Source organism: Aeromonas sp. R7-1 (assembly GCF_040908115.1).
Lineage (GTDB): Bacteria > Pseudomonadota > Gammaproteobacteria > Enterobacterales > Aeromonadaceae > Aeromonas > Aeromonas caviae.
In genome coordinates this window covers 1-18046 of sequence record NZ_JBFODD010000058.1, presented here as the reverse complement: position 1 = coordinate 18046, position 18046 = coordinate 1, and the positions used below count along the sequence as shown (strand labels likewise).

Here is an 18046-nt window from a genome sequence, read left to right as displayed (position 1 = left end):
GGAATCTGATGTGAAAATTGCCCATTTTGCCTCCCTCTCTTCCCTCGTCTTGCTGCTGGTGGCCGGTGTTCAGGCCACCGCGCTCTATCATGGCTGGCAACAATTCAACCACTCGGCCCAAGCCCAGCGTTTGCAGGAGCGCCTGCAACAGCAACTGAGCGGTCCGCTGCAGGGGGCGCTTCGCGACTATCTCGGCAGCGGGGATCCCCTGTTGCTGGCCCAGGCCCAGGGAGTGCGCCAGCAGGCGCTGGCCCTGCTGTCCCGCCTGGAGGATCCCCAGACCCAGCCGCTAAACGCCCGGCTTGAGCAGATGAAAACCCGCATTGACGGCGACTATCTGGCAGCGGGCAAGCTCTCCGGCAACAGCCAGTGGTTGCTGCAAAATGCCGAGAACGAGTTGACCACCCAGGCCAAAGCCTTGCTCCGTTACGGCCAGCAGGGGGCTGCCGCCGGGCGGGATCCGGCCCTTGCCGAGCAGTATCGCCAGGGGGCGGCCGACATCCTGACCGCCCTCCCCTCCCTCGCCCACCAGCGCCAGAACTACATGGAGCAGGCGAGCGCCAAGCGCCTCGAAGGGCTGCAATTCGAGCTGGCTGCCCTGCAAAAGCAGGCAGACTCCCTGGCCGCCCTGCCGAGCCTGGCACTTTTCGAGGAGGCACCGGCCGACGAATTCACCCTGGGAGAGCCGATACGCAAGGAGCTCGGGGATCAGCCCAAAGCCGAGCTGACCTCCCTGCTCAAGCGCTATCCCCAGGAGCTGGAAAACAGCCGCAAGGCGCTGCAACAGCAGCAGGCCGCTCGTCAGATGGTGCAGCAGGACATCACCCAGCTGCTGCAAGCGGGGGAGCAATTGGGCGAACAACTCGCCGCCGCCCGTCAGACCATGAACCGGGAGCTGGCCACCGTACTCGGCGTGCTGGCGCTCTGCCTGGTCGTGGTGGCCCTGCTGTTCGCCCTGGTGCAGCGTCGCTGGCTGGTCAGGCCCCTGCTGCAACTGCGGGCAGCCTTCCTGCAGCTCGACGCCACGGGTCAGGCCCAGCTGCTGACACCGGGGCGCGAGCGCAACGAGCTGGCGGACATCGTCGCGAGCTACAACCGCCTGATACAGCGCCTGCAACAGGATCAGCAGCAGAAAGAGGGCCAGCTATCGGCGGTGTCGCAAAGTCTGCAAGGGATGGTCAACCAGGTGCAGGAGATCCATCACAGCACCCGCACCACGGAGCAGGCGGTGGACGAGAGTGACACCATGATGCAGGAGCTCAACCAGCTCGCCAGCGAGGTGCACCAGGTCGCCGCCGAAATCGCCCAGCACGCCCAGCACAATGAACACTCCATGAGCCAGAGCGAGCGGCTGGTCGGGGGCATGCTGACGGCTACCGCCCAGACCGGGCTCGCCATCGACGAGAGCAGCGGCGCCCTGGCCCAGCTGACCCGCTCGGTGGAGGACGTGACTGCCATCGTCGACGTCATCGGCCATATCTCCCAGCAGACCAACCTGCTGGCCCTCAACGCCGCCATCGAGGCGGCCAGGGCCGGGGAGCAGGGACGCGGCTTCGCGGTGGTAGCCGACGAGGTGCGCCACCTCTCCGCCGACACCCAGCGCTCCCTCGGCCAGATCACCGAGATCCTTGCCAGCCTCACCCAGGCGGGGGATCAGCTCGCCACCGTGCTGGCCCGCATCACCGCAGAGGCCGCCGAGCAGCGCCAGCAGGCGGAGCAGCTGCGCCAGACCACCCTTACGGTGCGGGAGATGGCGCGCAGCACCGCCGTCATCGCCCTGCAGGGCGCCGACAATGCCAAGAGCCAGGAACACAGGCTGGCGAGCTTCGCCGCCCTCATTGGTCGCATCAGCCAGCACGCACGCCAGGGCAGCCGCCTCTCGGTGCAGGTCTCGGAGCACATACACCACCAGGCCCAGCAGATCCCCCGGATCCTGAGCCAAGCCTGATAACCCCCGGGTCTGGTTCGCACCAGACCCGGGGCGCGTTCCCTGTCTACCTGCCCGCAGTACGGCCTTGCCGCAACCCTTCTCCTGATACTCCCGTCATGTCCTCACGGCCAATGACGGATTGCCTCATCCATTCAGTCACAGGCTCCCTCACCCCTTTCACATCCCAGGTCCCCCTGTCTGTCGGGGCGACGGCTCACGCTCACGACAGTGGGCATCCGGCCGGGTCCATCTTTTTTTGTGATACAAAATTATATGTTGCCACCGGGTTAACAAAGAAAGTTCTGCCTTGACGGCAAGATCTGCGCAGGAGAACGGTGAAATCACCATGAAAGCGCTGTCATTGCCGACATGAGTGGCCTGGGAGTGCCCACACCAAGAATCATGATTATTTGCACTCGGTCATATTTTTGAAACTTGCCGGGAACTTTACATTGATATTTCGCACCGCGAACGTACTCTTGGTGATGTCAGATCGCCAAGGATCGACAGCCAAAAAATAACGACTGTAACGATGCAGATAGCCCCGACCGATGCGCCAAGGCATCAGGCACAAGGGCACGACAGAGAACCATTTTTTTGCCCTTCGGGGTGTTGATTGCAATGCCAATACCGAGCGGCGGGTGCCTACCCGGCTGCCGGATAAAAAAGCTAAGTCCATAAAATCAGGAGCAATAACAAATGGAAAAAGTGATCTTCAAGCGCGCCGCGTTGAGTGCTGCCGTGGTCGCGGCACTGGTCGCACCCGGCATGGCGTTCGCCGCTCAAGACATGATGAGCCCGGAATACGGCAAGTCCTACAGTGCCTTCATCGACGAAGGCAAGCTCACCGGTGGCCTGTTCTACTTCCAGCGTGAGCGTGATCGCGTCCAGGCCGGTCCGGGTCAGGATGGCAAATACCACTCCAACCTGAGCCATGCCACCACCCAGGCAGCCCTGAACTTCAACTCCGGCTATGCATGGGGTGTGGTCGGCGTCGACGTGGGTGGCTTCGGTGCCTACGACCTGGCCGTTGACGAGAGCAATGGCGTCAACGAAGAGAACGAGTTCTCCTTCTGGGGCGACAAGTGGGGTTCAGGTGGTGACGGCGTTCCCGAGAACGGCTTCAGCCTCTCCAACGCCGCCCTGAAATTCAAGTTCGGTGACGCCGTCACCGCCAAGGGTGGTTACACCCAGCTCTATGTCCCCGGCATCCTCGGCGTCAACTGGTCCTATCAACCCGGTACCTACCGTGGTGGCCAGATCGAAGGCACCTTCGGCGGCCTCTACCTGACCTACGCCATCGCCGACGAGTACAAGGCTCCCTGGTTCAAGAACACCACCGGCTTCTCCAAGAGCAGCCCCTATGCCAGCGATCCCTTCACCGATGCGAACAAGATCGACTACATCCACGGTCTGGCCGCTCGCTACACCTTCGAGAACGGCACTGCCGTCACAGCCGGCTTCGGTCAGTCCGAAGGCTACATGGACAGCTACCACTTCAAGCTGGCCCACAAGTTCGACGTACTGGGTGGCCTGAACACCAGCTACCAGTTCTACGGTTCCGACACCGAGAACAGCGACTATGACGGCCTGGCCTGGCAACAAGCCCTGACCGCCAGCTGGGCAGCCGGTCCCTATGGCTTCCGTCTGGAAGGCCTGTGGACCAAGGCTGAAGGGGATCTGGGCAACTACCTGCCCCGTCTGACCCGCGGCTACGGCAACTCCCAGGGCGCGAACGAAATCTGGTGGGATTCCCGCTCCGACTGGAACCACAACGACGAGAAAGCCCTGTTCTTCGGCGTGACTCGTTCCCTGGATGATCTGGTGGGTGCACCGGGCTGGGGCGTGGGTGTCTCCGGTGCCTACGGCTGGGATGCCAACAACGGCGACAAGTCCCTGGAAGGCGGCAAAGAGTGGGCAGCCAACTTCGACGTCATGTACACAGTGCAGGATGGCAAGCTGAAGGGCACCCTGTTCAAGCTGCACTACACCGACTACAACAACGAACAGGACGACAAGGGCAGCTGGTACTACCCGAACATGTTCAGCTCCGAGCATGACGTCAAGTTCCACATCATCATGCCGTTCACCATCATGTAATCAGGCATCTGACGTGACCGAAAACCGGGCCTCTGGCCCGGTTTTGTTTTTGGTGGCACCACGCTACCATGCCAACTTCGGGCCACCTGCCGGCCGTCAATCAGGACCATGCTCATGCCCCATCCCTTCGTGCTCGTCACCGGCTGCTCCAGCGGCATCGGCCTCGCCGCCGCAAGAAAGCTCGGCGCCCGGGGCTTCACCGTCATCGCTTCCGCCCGCAAGGCCGAGGATGTGGCCCTGCTGCAGCAGCAGAGTCTGTTGGCGGTGCAACTGGATCTGGCGGACAGCGCCAGCATAGAGCGAGGGGCGGCAGAGGCGCTGGCCCTGGCAGAAGGGCGCCTCTACGGCCTCTTCAACAACGGTGCCTACGGCCAGCCCGGTGCGCTGGAAGATCTGCCCACCGAGGCGCTGCGCGAGCAGTTCGAGACCAACCTCTTTGGCTGGCATCATCTCATTCGCCAGATATTGCCCCCCATGCTGGCGGCAGGCGAGGGGCGCATCGTGCAGAACAGCTCGGTGCTTGGCCTGGTGGCCATGAAGTATCGTGGCGCCTACAACGCCAGCAAGTTCGCGCTGGAAGGCTATACCGACACCCTGCGCCTGGAACTCGCGGGCAGCGGCGTGCACATCAGCCTGATCGAACCTGGCCCCATCGACACCCGGTTTCGCGCCAATGCCCGGGAGGCCTTCCTGCGCCACATAGATCCCGCCACCAGCCGCCATCAGGACGCCTATGCCCAGACGCTGGCCAGGCTGGAGCGTGAAGGGGGTGCCCGGGGCTACACCCTGCCAAGCGAGGCCTGCATCCCGCCGTTACTGCATGCGCTCACGAGCAAGCGTCCCAGGCACCGCTACCCGGTCACCTTCCCGACCAAATTGTTTACCGTGCTGCGCCGCCTGCTGCCAAGCCGCTGGCTTGACAAGCTGCTGATCAAATCCGCCTGATAAAAGGGGCCCTCGGCGGCCCTCCTCTTGACATGCACCTGTCTTAGCAACGATGCCCGCTCAATAGTGCTGGCCGTTGCTGTAGTAGTGACTCTTGACGATGGGCAGCACCTGCACCACCACATAGGTCTGCTCCCCCAGCACCCCTTTCAGGTGGCGGGTGATGAGGGCGGCGGCGGCATCCTGCATCTCCTGCGGTCGCTCGAACCAGACCAGCTCCACGAAGGGAAAACCGGCTTCGGGCTGGCCATCTCGTACCCACTGGCTCGGCACGCACTCCAGGGTGACGAACTCCGGCTTGCCACCGGTCAGGGCGCAGAGGTCCGCCATCAGGGGGGCGCTTATCCGCTGCAGGGTGTCGACAGAAACTGCCCGAAAACGAAGGTGGGGCATGGGAAACCTCTTGGCTGTGACAAATGAGGACTTATCATAGAGCACTCATCCCGCTCACATAAGGTGCCTCATGAGATTCCATCCCACGCTGCTCTCCTTCCTGCTCTGCCTGCTGCTGCCGCTCCATGCCATGGCCGATCCGGCCTTCTACCGCATCAACAAGGGCAACGAACAGCACTGGCTGCTGGGGTCCATCCATGCGGGCAAACCCTCTCTCTATCCCCTGCCGGACCCGGTGGAGCGCGCCTGGCAGCAGAGCCGCGCCCTGGTGATGGAGGTGGACATGACCCACATCAGCCAGGAGCAGTGGCAGGAGATGGGCGCCATCACCCGGCTCGTCGACGGCAAGACCCTCAAGGATCACCTGCCCATCGACCTCTACCGTCGCACCCTCATCGCCGCGGGCCAGAACGGTCTGAACGAGAGCATGCTGGCCCCGCTGCGTCCCTGGTTTGCGGCCATTACCCTGACCCAGGCGGCCCTGGAGCGCACCGGCTATCGCGGTGAATACGGTATCGACCAACACTTCGCCAAGCGGGCGAACGACGGCGGCAAGCCCATCGTCGGGCTGGAGACCCTGCTGGAGCAACTCGGCTATCTCGCGAGCGTCGGCGACAACCAGACCCTGATGCTGGAGAGCACCCTGGACGAGCTGCCCGACATCCAGCAGGGGTTCGACGCCGTGATGACCGCCTGGCAGAACGGGGACGAGGCCACCCTCATCAATCTGCTCAGGGAGGAGATGGCGCCGCCCAAGCTGCAAGCCTGGCTGGAACAGACCCTGCTGGCGGAGCGCAACCGCAACTGGGTCAAGAAGTGGCCCAGCCTGCCGAACGAGAGCTTTATCGTGGTAGGGGCCCTGCATCTTTACGGCGAGCACGGGCTGCTCGCCCTGCTGGAGCAGCAGGGCTGGCGCATCACGCCCCTCACCGAACCGACCCTGGAGAAGGCAAAATAGCGTCCAGTCCGGCGACCTGACGCGCCGGATGCGCGTCGGCTCACAGAATTTACTGTCGATTAAATAACCAGAGAGGGAGTTGATCGAGATCATCTCCTCCCTCCTGAAGAGGTATCTATCATGCCTGTCACCGCCCAGTGACAGGAGTGAACGAGATGGAATTCTGGATGAACCTGATGTTTGGCAACAGCGTGGGGCTGATGTCCATGCTGGTGATTTTCGGCACCTTCCTGCTCATCAGCGCCTATGCGGTCTATTTCATCTACAAGGTGATGCACGCAGAGCCGCCCAAAGAGGGGCAATAACCAGGCTCGCTCAGACCGCCCTCCCCGGCAGGGCCGGGGCCCGCGAGCGTTGCCATTCTAAGGCCCACCAAGGCCCGCTATACTGGCTCCCTCATTTTCATGCGGGGAGCCTGCCGTGTCTCATAACGACGAACTCTCACTGTTCCTGCAGGAAGTGGCCGACGTGCGGCCCCTTCGCAGCGACCATATCGCCCCTGTTGCGGGCAACAGCCAGCCCACCGAGGCGCAACTCGCGCGCCGGGAAGCCGCCACCGCCGAACAACTCACCCTGGATCACCTTGGCACGGAAGCAGTCGAGATGCTGGACCCCCATGCCATCGTCGGCTTCAAGCGTGACGGCGTGCAGGAGGGGGTCTACAAGAAGCTGCGCCTTGGCAAATACGAGCTGCAAGGCTCCCTCGACCTGCACCACAAGACGCTCAACGAGGCCCGTATCGCCTTGGTACAGTTCATTGCCGAATGCGAAGTGCGGGATATCCGCTGCCTGCTGATCCTGCACGGCAAGGGGGAGCGCAGCACCCCGCGTGCCCTGCTCAAGAGCCATGTCAGCGCCTGGCTGCCACAGTTGCCTTCGGTGATGGCCATGCACAGCGCCGAGCGCCGCCACGGCGGCAGCGGTGCGCTCTACGTATTGCTGCGCAAGAGCGAGCGCAAGAAGGCGGAAAACCGCGAACGGCACCAGAAGCGCCTCGGCTGACTGCCTGAGGGTGGCACCAGGGTGGATGGCAGTGCTAGCATCGGGCGGCCCCGATCATGCCAGGTACGGGGTGCATATCATCAGGGACGATAACAAGGACAATCCCATGTCATACCAGAAACTCGAACAACATCAGCAACAACTGCACCGCCTCTCCCACCTCTCCGCCATCTGCGGCTGGGATCAGGCCGCCATGATGCCGGAGGGGGGCAACGAGGCCCGCGCCGAAGCGATGGCGGAGCTCGGCGTGCTGATCCACGGCAAGCGCACCGCCCCCGAGCTTGGGGAGTGGATTGCCAAGGCAGAGAGCGAGCCGCTGGACGAGCACCAGCGTGCGAACCTGCGGGAGATCAAGCGCCAGTGGCAGGATGCAAGCCTGCTGCCGGGGGCGCTGGTGGAAGCGCTTTCCCTGGCCGGCAGCAAATGCGAGCACGCCTGGCGTCGCCAGCGCAAGGAGAACGACTGGGCAGGTTTTGCCCCGAACCTCGATGAGGTGGTGCGGCTGTCGCGGGAGGCGGCTCGCCTGCGCGCCGACGCGCTCGGGGTGCGCCCCTATGACGCCATGCTGGCGCTGTACGAGCCCGGCATGACGAGCGCGAGGCTGGATCAGATCTTCGGCGATCTGACGAGCTGGCTGCCCGGCCTCATCCAGACCGTGAGCGAGCGGCAGAAAATCGAGACCATCCTCACCCCGCAAGGCCCCTTCCCGATCCCAACGCAGCAGGCGCTCGGTCAGGAGGTGATGGGACTGCTCGGCTTTGATTTCGCCCACGGCCGGCTCGACGTGAGCAGCCACCCGTTCTGCGGCGGCGTGCCGACGGACGTGCGCATCACCACGCGCTACAACGAGCAGGAGTTCGTCTCCAGCCTGATGGGCATCATCCACGAGACGGGCCACGCGCGTTACGAGCAGGGCCTGCCGCGCGCACTGCTCGGCCAGCCGGTGGCCGAGGCGCGCTCCATGGGCATTCACGAGAGCCAGAGCCTGTTCTGCGAGATGCAACTCGGCCATCACCCCGCGTTCCTTGCACAGATTGCACCGCGCATCCGCGCACACTTCGGGGCAGAGGATGCGCTCGCACCGGCGAACCTCGAGAAGCTGTACAACAGGGTCGAGCCCGGCTTTATCCGCGTCGATGCGGACGAAGTCACCTACCCGGCCCACGTCATCCTGCGCTACGAGCTGGAGCGGGACTTGATGGAAGGGCGCATCGAGGTCGCGGACATCCCCGAGCTGTGGGACGCGAAGATGCAGCAGTGGCTCGGCTTGTCCACGAAGGGCAATTACCAGAACGGCTGCATGCAGGACATCCACTGGACGGACGGCTCGTTTGGCTACTTCCCGAGCTACACGCTCGGCGCCATGTACGCGGCGCAGCTGCGCTTTGCACTCGAGCGTGAGCTCGGCGACATGGGCACGCTCGTAGAATCCGGCCGCCTGCCGGAGATCTTTGGCTGGCTCGGTCGCCATATCTGGTCCCAGGGCAGCCTGCACGGCACGGACGAGCTCATTCGCCGCGCGACCGGTGAGGCGCTCAATCCCCAGTGGCTGCGCAAACACCTCGAACAGCGCTATCTGAAATAACCGCTCCCGGGCGCGACTCATCTCGCGCCCGTTTTTCCCCTGCCCAACTATTTTTGCTATTCCTGTCCGTTTTTGGCTAGTCACCCCTCTCGCCCCCGCTTAGTCTCTGGGACATGCCCACAGCAACCCGAGCCATGCCATGACCACAGAGCCCCCGCATTCATCCCAACGGGACGAGATCATCCCGGGTCTCACCCGGGAGCAGTGCCACGCCGCACGCCTCGCGCGAGACGCGCGCTTCGATGGTCGCTTCTTCACCGGGGTGCTCTCCACCGGCATCTATTGCCGCCCCGTGTGTCCGGCGCGGGCACCGCATGAGCACAATGTGCGCTATTTTCGTTTCGCGGCGGCGGCGGAGCAGCACGGGCTACGCCCCTGCCTGCGCTGTCGCCCCGAGCTCGCACCGGCCCAGAGCGGCGATCTGCCACCGCTCGTCGCCCAGGTGCTGGCGCGCATCGAGCGCGGCGAGCTGGCGGAGCACAGCCTGGGTTCCCTTGCAACGCAGGCCGGGATCACGGAGCGCACCCTGAGGCGCCAGTTCGAGCAACACCTCGGTGCCTCGCCGAAACAGGTGGAGCAGACGCGCCGCCTGCTGCTTGCGAAACGGCTGCTGACGGAAACGCGCCTGCCCATCACGGACGTGGCGTTTGCCGCAGGCTTTGCGAGCATTCGTCGCTTCAACGACGCCTGGCTGCAGGCGTATGGGATGACACCGGGCGCCCTGCGCAAGCAGGAAGGGGGGACTGGCGAGGCGGCGCCGCAATCGAGCCTGCAACTGCACCTGCTGTATCGCCCGCCGTTCGACGTCCAGGCCATGCTCGCGTTCTACCGGTTGCGCGCCATTCCGGGGCTGGAGCGGGTGGATGAGCACGGTTACGAACGCCGTCACCGGGTCGGCGAGCAGGAGGGGCTCATCCGCATCGAGCCCGTCGAGGGGGAGAGGCTCAGACTCACGGTGCGGGATCTGCCGCCGGGTGCGCTGCCGGACATCCTGTACCGCGTGCGCCGCATGTGGGATCTCGACGCCGACATGAGCCGCATCGGCGAACACCTGGGGCAGGATCCGCTGCTCGCCGGCATCCAGGGACGATGGCCCGGAGTGCGGCTGCCGGGGGGGTGGGATGAATACGAGGTGATGCTGCGCGCCATCGTCGGCCAGCAGGTGTCGGTCAAGGGTGCCATCACCATCATGGGGCGCCTGGTGGCGCGCACCCTGGCGCAGTTCGGCACCGCGCAGCTGCCCACCCCGACCCAGCTGTGCGAGCTGGATCTCGACGGCATCGGCATGCCGGGCAGCCGCATCCGCACCCTGCAAGGGCTGGCCTCGGCGCTCGCAAGCGGCGCACTCACCCTCGCCACGGCAAGCGACGAGCAACTGCTCGCGCTGCCGGGCATAGGTCCCTGGACGGTCGCTTACTGGCGGCTGCGCTGCGGGCTCGACACGGACGCCTTCCCCGCCTCGGATCTCGTGCTGCAAAAGGCGCTGGGGGGCGGTGACAAGCTGCCGGTGAAAGAGGTGACAGCGCGCAGCGCCCCCTGGCAACCGTGGCGCGCCTATGCCGCGAGCTGGCTGTGGCACGCCATGAGTGAACAACCAGAGCTGCTCACCCGGCCAACACAGACTCAAGACGAGGAGAAGAGCCCATGATCCGCTATGACATGATGCCCACCGACCAGGGCGAACTGCTGGTCGCCATCGACGAGCGCGGCCTGGTCCATGTGGATTTCCTGGCCGGACTGCGGCCGCTGCCCGACATGCAGGACTGGCAGCAGGACGGCGAGGCGCTCGCCCCCTTCCTCGCCGAGTTTCGGGACTACTTCGCGGGCCGGTTGCAGCGCTTCACCCTGCCGCTCGCCCCCAGGGGCACGGCGTTTCAGCAAGCGGTGTGGCAGGCGCTGTGCGACATCCCCTACGGGGAGACCCGCAGCTACGGCGACATCGCCCGCACCATCGGCAAGCCAAACGCGGTGCGGGCGGTGGGTGCCGCGAACGGTCGCAATCCGCTCTCCATCATCATCCCCTGCCACCGGGTGATCGGCCAGAATGGCAGCCTCACCGGCTATGCGGGAGGCCTGCCCATCAAGCAGGCACTGCTGACGCTGGAGAGGGCCTCTCGTTGATCCGGCGCCACCCGGCCAGGGCTCACTGCCGCTGCGCCAGCCAGCCGTGAAACCCCAGCGCCTGAAAGAAGCGGTGCGCCGCCGCGAAACCGGCCCCTTGCAAGAGGCGCCGGGTCTGTCCCTCGTCCAGGGAGGTGAAGTCCTCTCCGAGGCGGCGCACCATCTGCTCGCAGGCAGGAAGCGGCAAACCGGCGAGGGCGGCTTGCAACCCCATGGCCTTGCGCTCGAGCGGGTCCGTTGGTGCCATCAGATCCGCCAGCAGCAGGGGAGCGCCAGGATTGAGCTGGCTATAAATATCACCCAATAGCGCGGCTTTGGCATCTTGCGCCAGAAAATGCAGCACCAGCAGACAGAGTGCACCATCGCAAGGCTTATTCACCACAGGCAATGCGCCCAGGTGCCAGCACACCCTCTCCCCCATGCCCGCCTGCTCGGCCCGCACCCTGGCCTGGGCCAGCATGTCCGCCGAGATATCTTGGGCCACAAAGGTCCAGCGGGGGCAGAGACGGCCAAGCAGCAGCAACTCGCTGCCCGTGCCCACCCCCACCAGCAGCACCCGGGCCTCCTGGCCCAGCGCGGCCATCAGCCGGGAGGCACAAAGCTGGTGCAGCAGCTCGTAGCCTGGCACCAGCAGGGGGATGCGGCTGTCATAGGCCTTCGCCCCTTCTCCTTCGAATCGCTCCGTCATCTTTTGCTCCTTTGGTGTGAGCCCCCTTGATAGGGGCTGCCGCCGGGAGAAGGTCAAGAGCCACCGGGGCGAGCCAGTTGCCAGCCCAGCCCTTCCCATGAAGGGAGGGCCCTAGCCCCCCTTGCCCAGCGCCGCTTTCAGAGCCGGATTGAAGACACGCTGGAGGGAGGCGGGATTGTTCACCAGCTTGGCCGCCGGGCGGCGCGGGCGCCTGACCAGCTCGCCGCCACAGTTGGGGCAGGTCAGGTGCAGATACTGATCGTTGCACTCGGCGCAGAAGGTGCACTCGAAGGAGCAGATGTAGGCCGTCGCCGTGTCGGCGGGCAGATCCCGGTCACAGCACTCGCAGTTGGGTCTGAGTTCAAGCATGGCAAGTTCCTGAAGCGCAAGGGGAAAGCGGGAAAGAGGGCGGCTCAGTCGACGATAAAGAGGCGAGCGCCCAGTTCGGTGTAGGAGCGATGGGGTTCGGCGTTGTCCGCCACCTGGTAGCTCATGCCCGGCGTCAGGGTGAAGACGCGGCCATCCTGCAACTCGGTGTGCAGCTCCCCTTCGAGGCAGAGCAGCACATGGCCCTTGCTGCACCAGTGATCCGCCAGATACCCGGGGGAGTACTCCACCATTCGCACCCGCAGCTCCCCGAACTGCCGGGTATGCCAGCGTGCGACGCCGCGCTCTCCCTTGTGTTCGGTCGGCGGGACCTCGGCCCAGTTCGTGGTGCAAAACGGCAGTGCATGGATGTTCATGACGGATCCTTTGTCAGAAGAAGGCTGGGGGAAGGCGCCTCACCACGGGATATCCGTGACAAGGCCGCGCCCCATACTGCCATCAAATCCGCTCCAGCCCCATGCCCACTCGGGCAATCATCCTCTCTTCAGGCTGCCCATCACCTGCATCTCGCAGCGATGGCAGTCAAAACGCAGGCGGAAACTCTCCTTGCCCATCTTGAGCTCCAGGGGCTCGGCCTTGAGACCGGGCACCTCCTTGGGACAGAGCTGCTGGCTGTAGCGGATGCAGTGCTTCGTTGTCATCAGCACCACTTCCCGCTCCTCCTTGTTCGCCTCATACGCGGGGGCGATGCTCCCCACCCCGTGTTCGCGAAAGAACTGCTCCGCCGCGCTGTTCAGCACGTTGCCGAGGTAGGAGAGCCGATGCTGGGGATAAACGGCGCCTCGCAGGGGAATGCGCCGCTCGGGTCGCCGGTAGGCAGCCAGACGGGCCGCTTCCAGGGCGGCGATCCCCTCCCGGCGCAAGCCGTTAAGCTGTGAAGCCGCAATAAATAGCGGGCGAGTGAATGCCAACTCAATCTGGCGCGCCACAAACAGGGTGTTGCCGAGTTTGCCGAGCTGCTCCCTGGCCTGTTGCAGCGCCCGTTCCGGGTTGTCGGCCGGCTGCTGGTCGCAGGGGAGCGTGACGGCGGCACCAATGCCCTGCTCGTCCACAAGTTCGAGCCGCAGTCCCTCGTCGCACTCCGATAGCCGCATATCGACCCGGATGCGGCGATCCGCGCTCCCTTTTTCGAGCTGCTTGCTGAAGGCCTGATCGTGGTTGCGAAAGATCTCGGTGCCCACCTTGAGACCGGGCATGGGTTCCGACAGGAGTAACCGCTTGCTCTGTGCCTTCTCTTCCACTTTATTGAGGCGCATCCCCACCAGCTCGCCCCCCGGCTTGAAGAAGCCGAGGCCATCGCCGTTGTTGAGGGCAACGGCCTGGCCGTCGATCTCGATGCCATCGCGGGTCACGCTGGTGACGCGCCCGAGCGGCTCCCCGACGTATTTCGGGCTGCGCGGCGAGTCGATGCCTGGCTGTCGGCCATGGAGGAAGTAGTCGGTGCTGCCCCGGTTGAAACTCTTCTTGGGATCCGGCGTAAAGGTGTAGCTGCAACGACCGGCGGAAGCGGCCACCAGATCGGGGCGGCTCGCCAAGATGGTGTCCAGCTTCTGGCGATACCAGGCGGTGACGTTCTTGACGTAGTCGAGCCCCTTGAGGCGCCCTTCAATCTTGAAGGAGCGGATCCCTGCGGCGATCAGCGCCTCCAGGTTGTCGGTCTGATCCATGTCTTTCAAGGAGAGCAGGTGGCTGTTTTCCACCAGCACCTCCCCCCCTGGCGTTTGCAGGGAACAGGGCAGCCGACAGAGCTGGGCGCACTCGCCGCGGTTCGCGCTGCGGCCGGTGCGGGCGTGGCTGATGTTGCACTGGCCGCTGTAGGAGACGCACAAGGCGCCGTGGATGAAGAACTCCAGCTGCACGCTCGTGGCGGCGCTTATCTCGCGGATCTGCGCAAGGGAGAGCTCGCGGGCCAGCACCACCTGGGAGAAGCCCACGTCCTGCAGAAACGTCACCTTTTCCGGGGTGCGGTTGTCGGTCTGGGTGCTGGCGTGCAGCGCGATGGGGGGCAAATCAAGCGCTAGCAGCCCCATGTCCTGCACGATCAGCGCATCGGCGCCCGCCTGGTAGATCTGGTGGGTCAGGCGCCGGGCCTGCTCCAGCTCGTGGTCGTGCAGCAGGGTATTGAAGGCGACGAAGACCTGGGCGCCGAAGCGGTGGGCATGGCGGGCAAGAGCCTCGATATCCTCAAGGCTGTTGCCCGCTGCGCTGCGGGCACCGAAGGCGGGACCCCCCATGTAGACGGCATCGGCGCCGTGGTTGATGGCCTCGATGCCATAGGCGAGGTTCTTGGCCGGGGCCAGCAACTCCAGGCGGTTGTGATGGTTCTGATCGCGCATAACGTCCGGTTCGAAGGGCTGCAAATGGCCGCCACTCTAGCCAGACTCCCCGCCCCCCGCCTTGATCCCGCTTAAGATCACCGCAGAATGCAGGATTGACCCGGTACAAAGACATCTGGCGGCCCCCTCATCCCCCGGCCCTGAGAGTGTGCCGACTACGCAGGCACCCGACGCGGAGCTAGATAACGACCTTGAGGGCCAGCCCCAGCAGCACCAGGCCGCTCACCTTGTCGATCACGGTGGATTTGGCCTTGAGCCAGGCGAGTACGGGCCCGCGAGAGAGCACCAGGGCCACCAGCACATACCAGAGCGCATCGATGCCGCCTGCGGTCAGCATCATGATGCCCCCCTCACGCCAGCCGGTGTCGGCATGCACGAACTGGCTGAACAGGGCGATAAAGAAGATGGCGAGCTGGGGGTTCAAGAAGGCCACCATAAAGCCCTCGAACGCCCCTTGACGTCCCCGTGGCGGGTGCCCCTCCTCCTTGCCCGCCTCACCCCCTGCGGGCCTGGCCAGCAACGCCTTGATCCCGAGCCAGGCGAGGAACGCCGCGCCGCCGTAGCGGATGAGATCGAACAGCAGTGGGGTCTGGGTGATCAGGATGGCGAGGCCGAGGGCCGTGATCAGCGCATAGATACCGACTCCCAGGCCGTGTCCCAGCGCCGTGGCGACCCCGTGGCCCTGCCCTCCCTGCACCGTATTGCGGATGATCAGTGCCAGGCTCGGCCCCGGGCTGATGGCCCCCATCACGCAAATGGCGGCCAGCGCCAGCCAACTCGTCAGCTCCATACCTTCTCTTCCTTCGTGTCGATTGTTGTCACCCGGGAGCAGGGTAGGGGGTGGCTCGCTATGCCAGAAGTGAAAGTTATGAATAGAGCCCATAGCCAGTGGTTATAGAGTGGCACAACCCGCTGCCATCAGCGGCTCACCTGCGGCCCTCGGGCCAACTGCTTGCGACTCTCCCCCAGGGTGAATTGCAGGTGATCCCGCAGGAAGGGATAGGCCAGCTCGCGGAACCAGCGGTGAGCCGGATCCAGGTGGTGGCGCTGGTGCCACAGCAGATGATACTGCTGGACCCGGGTGGCGAAGGGGAGATCGCAAAAACTCAGGGCATGTTCCCGGGAGAGCTGCCAGGCGATATGGGCCGGGGTGGTCATCAGACAGTCTGTGCGCAGCAGCACCTCCACCGCGGCCTGGAAGAAAGGCACCCGGGCAAACCAGCGCCGGGAGAGCCCGCGGGGGGCCAGCACCTGCTCCACCGGGCTGTCCTTGTCCCCGCCCCCGCTCACCTGCAGGTGGGGCCATGCAAGGTAATCCTCCAGGCTGAGCGCCATGCCAGAGAGCGGGTGATGGCGCCCCATCAGCACCACCAGCCTGTCCTCCCCCTGATGCAGGCCGCGGATCTGGTCCGGCACCAGCTCCGTGATGGTGGAGACCATGTCCAGCTCCGATTGCCAGAGCTGGGGCAACTGGCGCTTGTCCCACAGGCTGTACTCCAGTGCCGCCCGGGGGGCGGCCCTCGCCAGGGCCGCACAGATGTCCGGCAGGATGTGCTGGGCCACGTAGTCGGAGGAGGCGAGCCGAAACACCCGCTCGCAGCGCTCGGGGGCAAATTCCGGCGCCTCGTAGAGCCGCTCCAGGGCACCGAGGGAATCGGCAAGCTGGGCCGCCAGGGCCTCGGCCCGCGGGGTCAGCAGCCAGCGCTGCCCTTCCCGCACCAGCAGCTCGTCGCCAAACTCGCTGCGAAGCTGGCCGAGCTGCTTGCTGATGGAGGGCTGGCTCAGGTTCAGCAGCTCCGCCGCCCGGCTGATATTGCGGGTCTCCAGCAGCACCTTGAGGGTGGGCAAGAGATTGAGATTCGCTTTGTGCACAGGAGTCACCTCGGGAAGGGGTCGCCGGGATCGGGCCTTCATCTTACGGCAAGGAGAAGCGGAAATTTAAGCAAAATCACGGTCTTGCTCCCGCCACTCCCCTTACACTGGGGGGACCGCAGGATGACAGTGAACGCCCCGTGCGGCATAATTTCGCCACTTTCCGCCCCAGGGCGGCCATCACGACAAGCGACGACAAGATGACATACGCCACTATCACCGGGTGGGGAAAATGCCTGCCCCCCGCCTCGCTGACCAACGATGACCTCGGCACCATCATGGATACCTCGGACGAGTGGATCTACCCGCGCACCGGCATCAAGGCCCGCCGGGTCTCCCATGTCAGCACCCAGGCGCTCGCCACCCTGGCCGCCCGTCGCGCCCTGGCGTGCGCAGGTCTGGACGCCGCCGCCCTCGATGGCATCATCCTCGCGACCGCCACACCGGGCACGCTGGTCCCCAATGGTGCCTCCGCCGTGCAGCAGGCCCTCGGCGCCCACAAGGCAGCGGTGTTCGACCTCAACGCCGCCTGCACCGGCTTCGTCTATGCCCTCTCGGTCGCCACCTCCCTGGTGCAGACCGGCATGATGCAAAGGGTGCTGGTGATCGGTGCCGAGCGATTGACCCAGTTGCTGGACTGGGCCAAGCGCGACACCGCCGTGCTGTTCGGGGATGGCGCCGGCGCCGTCATCATCGAGGCGAGCAAGCAGGAGAGCGGCCTGATTGCCAGCAAGCTCGGTTGTGACAGCGAAGCGCGGGAGATACTGCACGTGCCGAACTTCGGTACGGATCGGGTGCGTTTCGACGACATTGACGGCCTCTTCACCTTCAACTTCGAGGGGCAGGAGATCTTCAAGCGCGCCGTGCGCGGCATGGGCGAAGCCACCGGCACCGTACTGGCCCAGGCGGGCATCGCCCCCGAGCAGGTCGACCTCATCGTGCCGCACCAGGCGAACGTGCGCATCATCGAGACCCTGGCCAAGCGGATGAACGCCCCCATGGAGAAGGTGATGGTCAACATAGAGCAGTACGGCAACACCTCCGCCGCCACTGTGCCCATCGCCCTGTGCGAGGCGCTGGAGCAGGGTCGGGTCAAGCCGAACAGCTACCTGCTGACCGCCGCCTTCGGGGCCGGGCTGACCTGGGGCGCCGCCCTCATCAAGTGGGGGGATCGCGTCACCCCGATCGCGAGTTGCGACGAGGTGCTGCCCCCCTGCGAGCAGAGCGCCCTCGAACTCATCGCCCATGCGGTGCAGGGTTGCCAGCAGGCCCGCCCCGCCGACGCCTGAGCGAGCGCCCGCTCCCCATGATCCGCCAGGAGCCCCGTGGCTCCTGGCTGCCAGCCCCACCACGCCCCCTCGCCGTTTCGGCAGCGACATAAAAGTCATTGAAAAGTGTGAATTTTGAGCGAAACATATCAAAAAATGACCACTTGACACTTTTTTGTCGTCAGAATGCGGCCAAGGGGTTCACAACCTTGCCGGATCTGGTAGTATGCGGCCTCGCACTTGGGGAGGGGTTCCCGAGCGGCCAAAGGGATCAGACTGTAAATCTGACGGCTCTGCCTTCGAAGGTTCGAATCCTTCTCCCTCCACCATTCAAGTGCGTCAAGTAAGTGAAAAATCAGGAAAATACCCCGTGGAGGGGTTCCCGAGCGGCCAAAGGGATCAGACTGTAAATCTGACGGCTCTGCCTTCGAAGGTTCGAATCCTTCTCCCTCCACCATCTT

At 64.7% G+C, this 18046-nt stretch carries 17 protein-coding genes and 2 tRNA genes; 12 read left to right on the top strand and 7 right to left on the bottom strand.

Going from position 1 to position 18046, the window contains the following annotated elements:
- The first annotated feature begins 10 nt into the window (after positions 1 to 10).
- The 3 genes from AB5Y51_RS17225 to AB5Y51_RS17215 all read left to right on the top strand — a co-directional run bounded on the left by AB5Y51_RS17225 (position 11) and on the right by AB5Y51_RS17215 (position 4975).
- Positions 11 to 1948, top strand: a complete 1938-nt coding sequence (locus tag AB5Y51_RS17225; protein ID WP_042017726.1) for a methyl-accepting chemotaxis protein — start codon at positions 11 to 13, stop codon at positions 1946 to 1948.
- Positions 1949 to 2629: 681 nt separating this feature from the next.
- Positions 2630 to 4030, top strand: coding sequence for an OprD family outer membrane porin (locus AB5Y51_RS17220; protein WP_010673291.1), 1401 nt, complete (start codon positions 2630 to 2632; stop codon positions 4028 to 4030).
- Positions 4031 to 4144: 114 nt separating this feature from the next.
- Positions 4145 to 4975, top strand: coding sequence for an SDR family oxidoreductase (locus tag AB5Y51_RS17215; protein WP_368178790.1), 831 nt, complete (start codon positions 4145 to 4147; stop codon positions 4973 to 4975).
- A gap of 60 nt (positions 4976 to 5035) precedes the next feature.
- On the opposite strand, the gene AB5Y51_RS17210 is transcribed toward AB5Y51_RS17215, so the two are convergent.
- Positions 5036 to 5368 carry a DUF1904 family protein gene (locus AB5Y51_RS17210; protein ID WP_041214640.1) on the bottom strand — a complete coding sequence of 111 codons (333 nt, stop codon included), beginning with the start codon at positions 5366 to 5368 and terminating at the stop codon, positions 5036 to 5038.
- Positions 5369 to 5438: 70 nt separating this feature from the next.
- Here AB5Y51_RS17210 and AB5Y51_RS17205 point away from each other — a divergent pair, with 70 nt between their 5' ends.
- From AB5Y51_RS17205 to AB5Y51_RS17180, 6 genes are all read left to right on the top strand, one after another.
- Positions 5439 to 6326, top strand: a complete 888-nt coding sequence (locus AB5Y51_RS17205) for a TraB/GumN family protein (RefSeq protein WP_202044219.1) — start codon at positions 5439 to 5441, stop codon at positions 6324 to 6326.
- Positions 6327 to 6481: 155 nt separating this feature from the next.
- Complete coding sequence (locus AB5Y51_RS17200; RefSeq protein WP_010673287.1) at positions 6482 to 6631, top strand: DUF3149 domain-containing protein; 150 nt, start codon at positions 6482 to 6484, stop codon at positions 6629 to 6631.
- 115 nt (positions 6632 to 6746) lie between these two features.
- Positions 6747 to 7328, top strand: a complete 582-nt coding sequence (smrA, locus tag AB5Y51_RS17195; RefSeq protein WP_010673286.1) for a DNA endonuclease SmrA — start codon at positions 6747 to 6749, stop codon at positions 7326 to 7328.
- A gap of 106 nt (positions 7329 to 7434) precedes the next feature.
- Positions 7435 to 8913 (top strand): carboxypeptidase M32, encoded by a 1479-nt coding sequence (locus AB5Y51_RS17190; RefSeq protein WP_368178788.1) that lies wholly within the window; start codon positions 7435 to 7437, stop codon positions 8911 to 8913.
- Positions 8914 to 9052: 139 nt separating this feature from the next.
- Positions 9053 to 10561, top strand: a complete 1509-nt coding sequence (locus AB5Y51_RS17185) for a DNA-3-methyladenine glycosylase 2 (RefSeq protein ID WP_210600435.1) — start codon at positions 9053 to 9055, stop codon at positions 10559 to 10561.
- A complete protein-coding gene (locus AB5Y51_RS17180) occupies positions 10558 to 11034 on the top strand; it encodes a methylated-DNA--[protein]-cysteine S-methyltransferase (protein ID WP_109112810.1) in 477 nt (158 codons plus the stop codon). Before AB5Y51_RS17185 ends, AB5Y51_RS17180 begins: the two co-directional genes overlap by 4 nt.
- 22 nt (positions 11035 to 11056) lie before the next feature.
- Here AB5Y51_RS17180 and AB5Y51_RS17175 read toward each other — a convergent pair whose 3' ends face one another.
- From AB5Y51_RS17175 to AB5Y51_RS17150, 6 genes are all read right to left on the bottom strand, one after another.
- Positions 11057 to 11722, bottom strand: coding sequence for a class I SAM-dependent methyltransferase (locus AB5Y51_RS17175; protein WP_368178786.1), 666 nt, complete (start codon positions 11720 to 11722; stop codon positions 11057 to 11059).
- A 111-nt stretch (positions 11723 to 11833) separates the two neighbouring features.
- Positions 11834 to 12091 (bottom strand): DUF1272 domain-containing protein, encoded by a 258-nt coding sequence (locus tag AB5Y51_RS17170; protein WP_010673281.1) that lies wholly within the window; start codon positions 12089 to 12091, stop codon positions 11834 to 11836.
- A 44-nt stretch (positions 12092 to 12135) separates the two neighbouring features.
- The gene (locus tag AB5Y51_RS17165) at positions 12136 to 12465 is read right to left on the bottom strand and encodes a DHCW motif cupin fold protein (protein WP_041214635.1); all 330 of its coding nucleotides are present in this window, start codon (positions 12463 to 12465) and stop codon (positions 12136 to 12138) included.
- 117 nt (positions 12466 to 12582) lie between these two features.
- Positions 12583 to 14445, bottom strand: coding sequence for a U32 family peptidase (locus tag AB5Y51_RS17160; protein ID WP_368178785.1), 1863 nt, complete (start codon positions 14443 to 14445; stop codon positions 12583 to 12585).
- A gap of 178 nt (positions 14446 to 14623) precedes the next feature.
- The gene (locus AB5Y51_RS17155) at positions 14624 to 15235 is read right to left on the bottom strand and encodes a LysE family translocator (protein ID WP_039041052.1); all 612 of its coding nucleotides are present in this window, start codon (positions 15233 to 15235) and stop codon (positions 14624 to 14626) included.
- A 128-nt stretch (positions 15236 to 15363) separates the two neighbouring features.
- Positions 15364 to 16317, bottom strand: coding sequence for a LysR family transcriptional regulator (locus AB5Y51_RS17150; RefSeq protein WP_042017736.1), 954 nt, complete (start codon positions 16315 to 16317; stop codon positions 15364 to 15366).
- Between the two features lie 200 nt (positions 16318 to 16517).
- On the opposite strand from AB5Y51_RS17150, the gene AB5Y51_RS17145 reads away from it, so the two are divergent.
- The 3 genes from AB5Y51_RS17145 to AB5Y51_RS17135 all read left to right on the top strand — a co-directional run bounded on the left by AB5Y51_RS17145 (position 16518) and on the right by AB5Y51_RS17135 (position 18042).
- Positions 16518 to 17606, top strand: coding sequence for a ketoacyl-ACP synthase III (locus AB5Y51_RS17145; protein ID WP_042864321.1), 1089 nt, complete (start codon positions 16518 to 16520; stop codon positions 17604 to 17606).
- A gap of 223 nt (positions 17607 to 17829) precedes the next feature.
- Positions 17830 to 17914, top strand: a tRNA-Tyr gene (locus AB5Y51_RS17140).
- Positions 17915 to 17957: 43 nt separating this feature from the next.
- Positions 17958 to 18042: transfer RNA gene (locus tag AB5Y51_RS17135), tRNA-Tyr, on the top strand.
- Positions 18043 to 18046: the final 4 nt, after the last annotated feature.

What these genes read in the sequence shown, in the direction of transcription:
- AB5Y51_RS17220 (WP_010673291.1), top strand. Translation starts at nt 2,630, where the DNA reads ATGGAAAAAGTGATCTTCAAGCGCGCCGCGTTGAGTGCTGCCGTGGTC.
- AB5Y51_RS17215 (WP_368178790.1), top strand. Translation starts at nt 4,145, where the DNA reads ATGCCCCATCCCTTCGTGCTCGTCACCGGCTGCTCCAGCGGCATCGGC.
- AB5Y51_RS17210 (WP_041214640.1), bottom strand. Translation starts at nt 5,368, where the DNA reads ATGCCCCACCTTCGTTTTCGGGCAGTTTCTGTCGACACCCTGCAGCGG.
- AB5Y51_RS17205 (WP_202044219.1), top strand. Translation starts at nt 5,439, where the DNA reads ATGAGATTCCATCCCACGCTGCTCTCCTTCCTGCTCTGCCTGCTGCTG.
- AB5Y51_RS17200 (WP_010673287.1), top strand. Translation starts at nt 6,482, where the DNA reads ATGGAATTCTGGATGAACCTGATGTTTGGCAACAGCGTGGGGCTGATG.
- AB5Y51_RS17190 (WP_368178788.1), top strand. Translation starts at nt 7,435, where the DNA reads ATGTCATACCAGAAACTCGAACAACATCAGCAACAACTGCACCGCCTC.
- AB5Y51_RS17185 (WP_210600435.1), top strand. Translation starts at nt 9,053, where the DNA reads ATGACCACAGAGCCCCCGCATTCATCCCAACGGGACGAGATCATCCCG.
- AB5Y51_RS17180 (WP_109112810.1), top strand. Translation starts at nt 10,558, where the DNA reads ATGATCCGCTATGACATGATGCCCACCGACCAGGGCGAACTGCTGGTC.
- AB5Y51_RS17175 (WP_368178786.1), bottom strand. Translation starts at nt 11,722, where the DNA reads ATGACGGAGCGATTCGAAGGAGAAGGGGCGAAGGCCTATGACAGCCGC.
- AB5Y51_RS17170 (WP_010673281.1), bottom strand. Translation starts at nt 12,091, where the DNA reads ATGCTTGAACTCAGACCCAACTGCGAGTGCTGTGACCGGGATCTGCCC.
- AB5Y51_RS17165 (WP_041214635.1), bottom strand. Translation starts at nt 12,465, where the DNA reads ATGAACATCCATGCACTGCCGTTTTGCACCACGAACTGGGCCGAGGTC.
- AB5Y51_RS17160 (WP_368178785.1), bottom strand. Translation starts at nt 14,445, where the DNA reads ATGCGCGATCAGAACCATCACAACCGCCTGGAGTTGCTGGCCCCGGCC.
- AB5Y51_RS17155 (WP_039041052.1), bottom strand. Translation starts at nt 15,235, where the DNA reads ATGGAGCTGACGAGTTGGCTGGCGCTGGCCGCCATTTGCGTGATGGGG.
- AB5Y51_RS17145 (WP_042864321.1), top strand. Translation starts at nt 16,518, where the DNA reads ATGACATACGCCACTATCACCGGGTGGGGAAAATGCCTGCCCCCCGCC.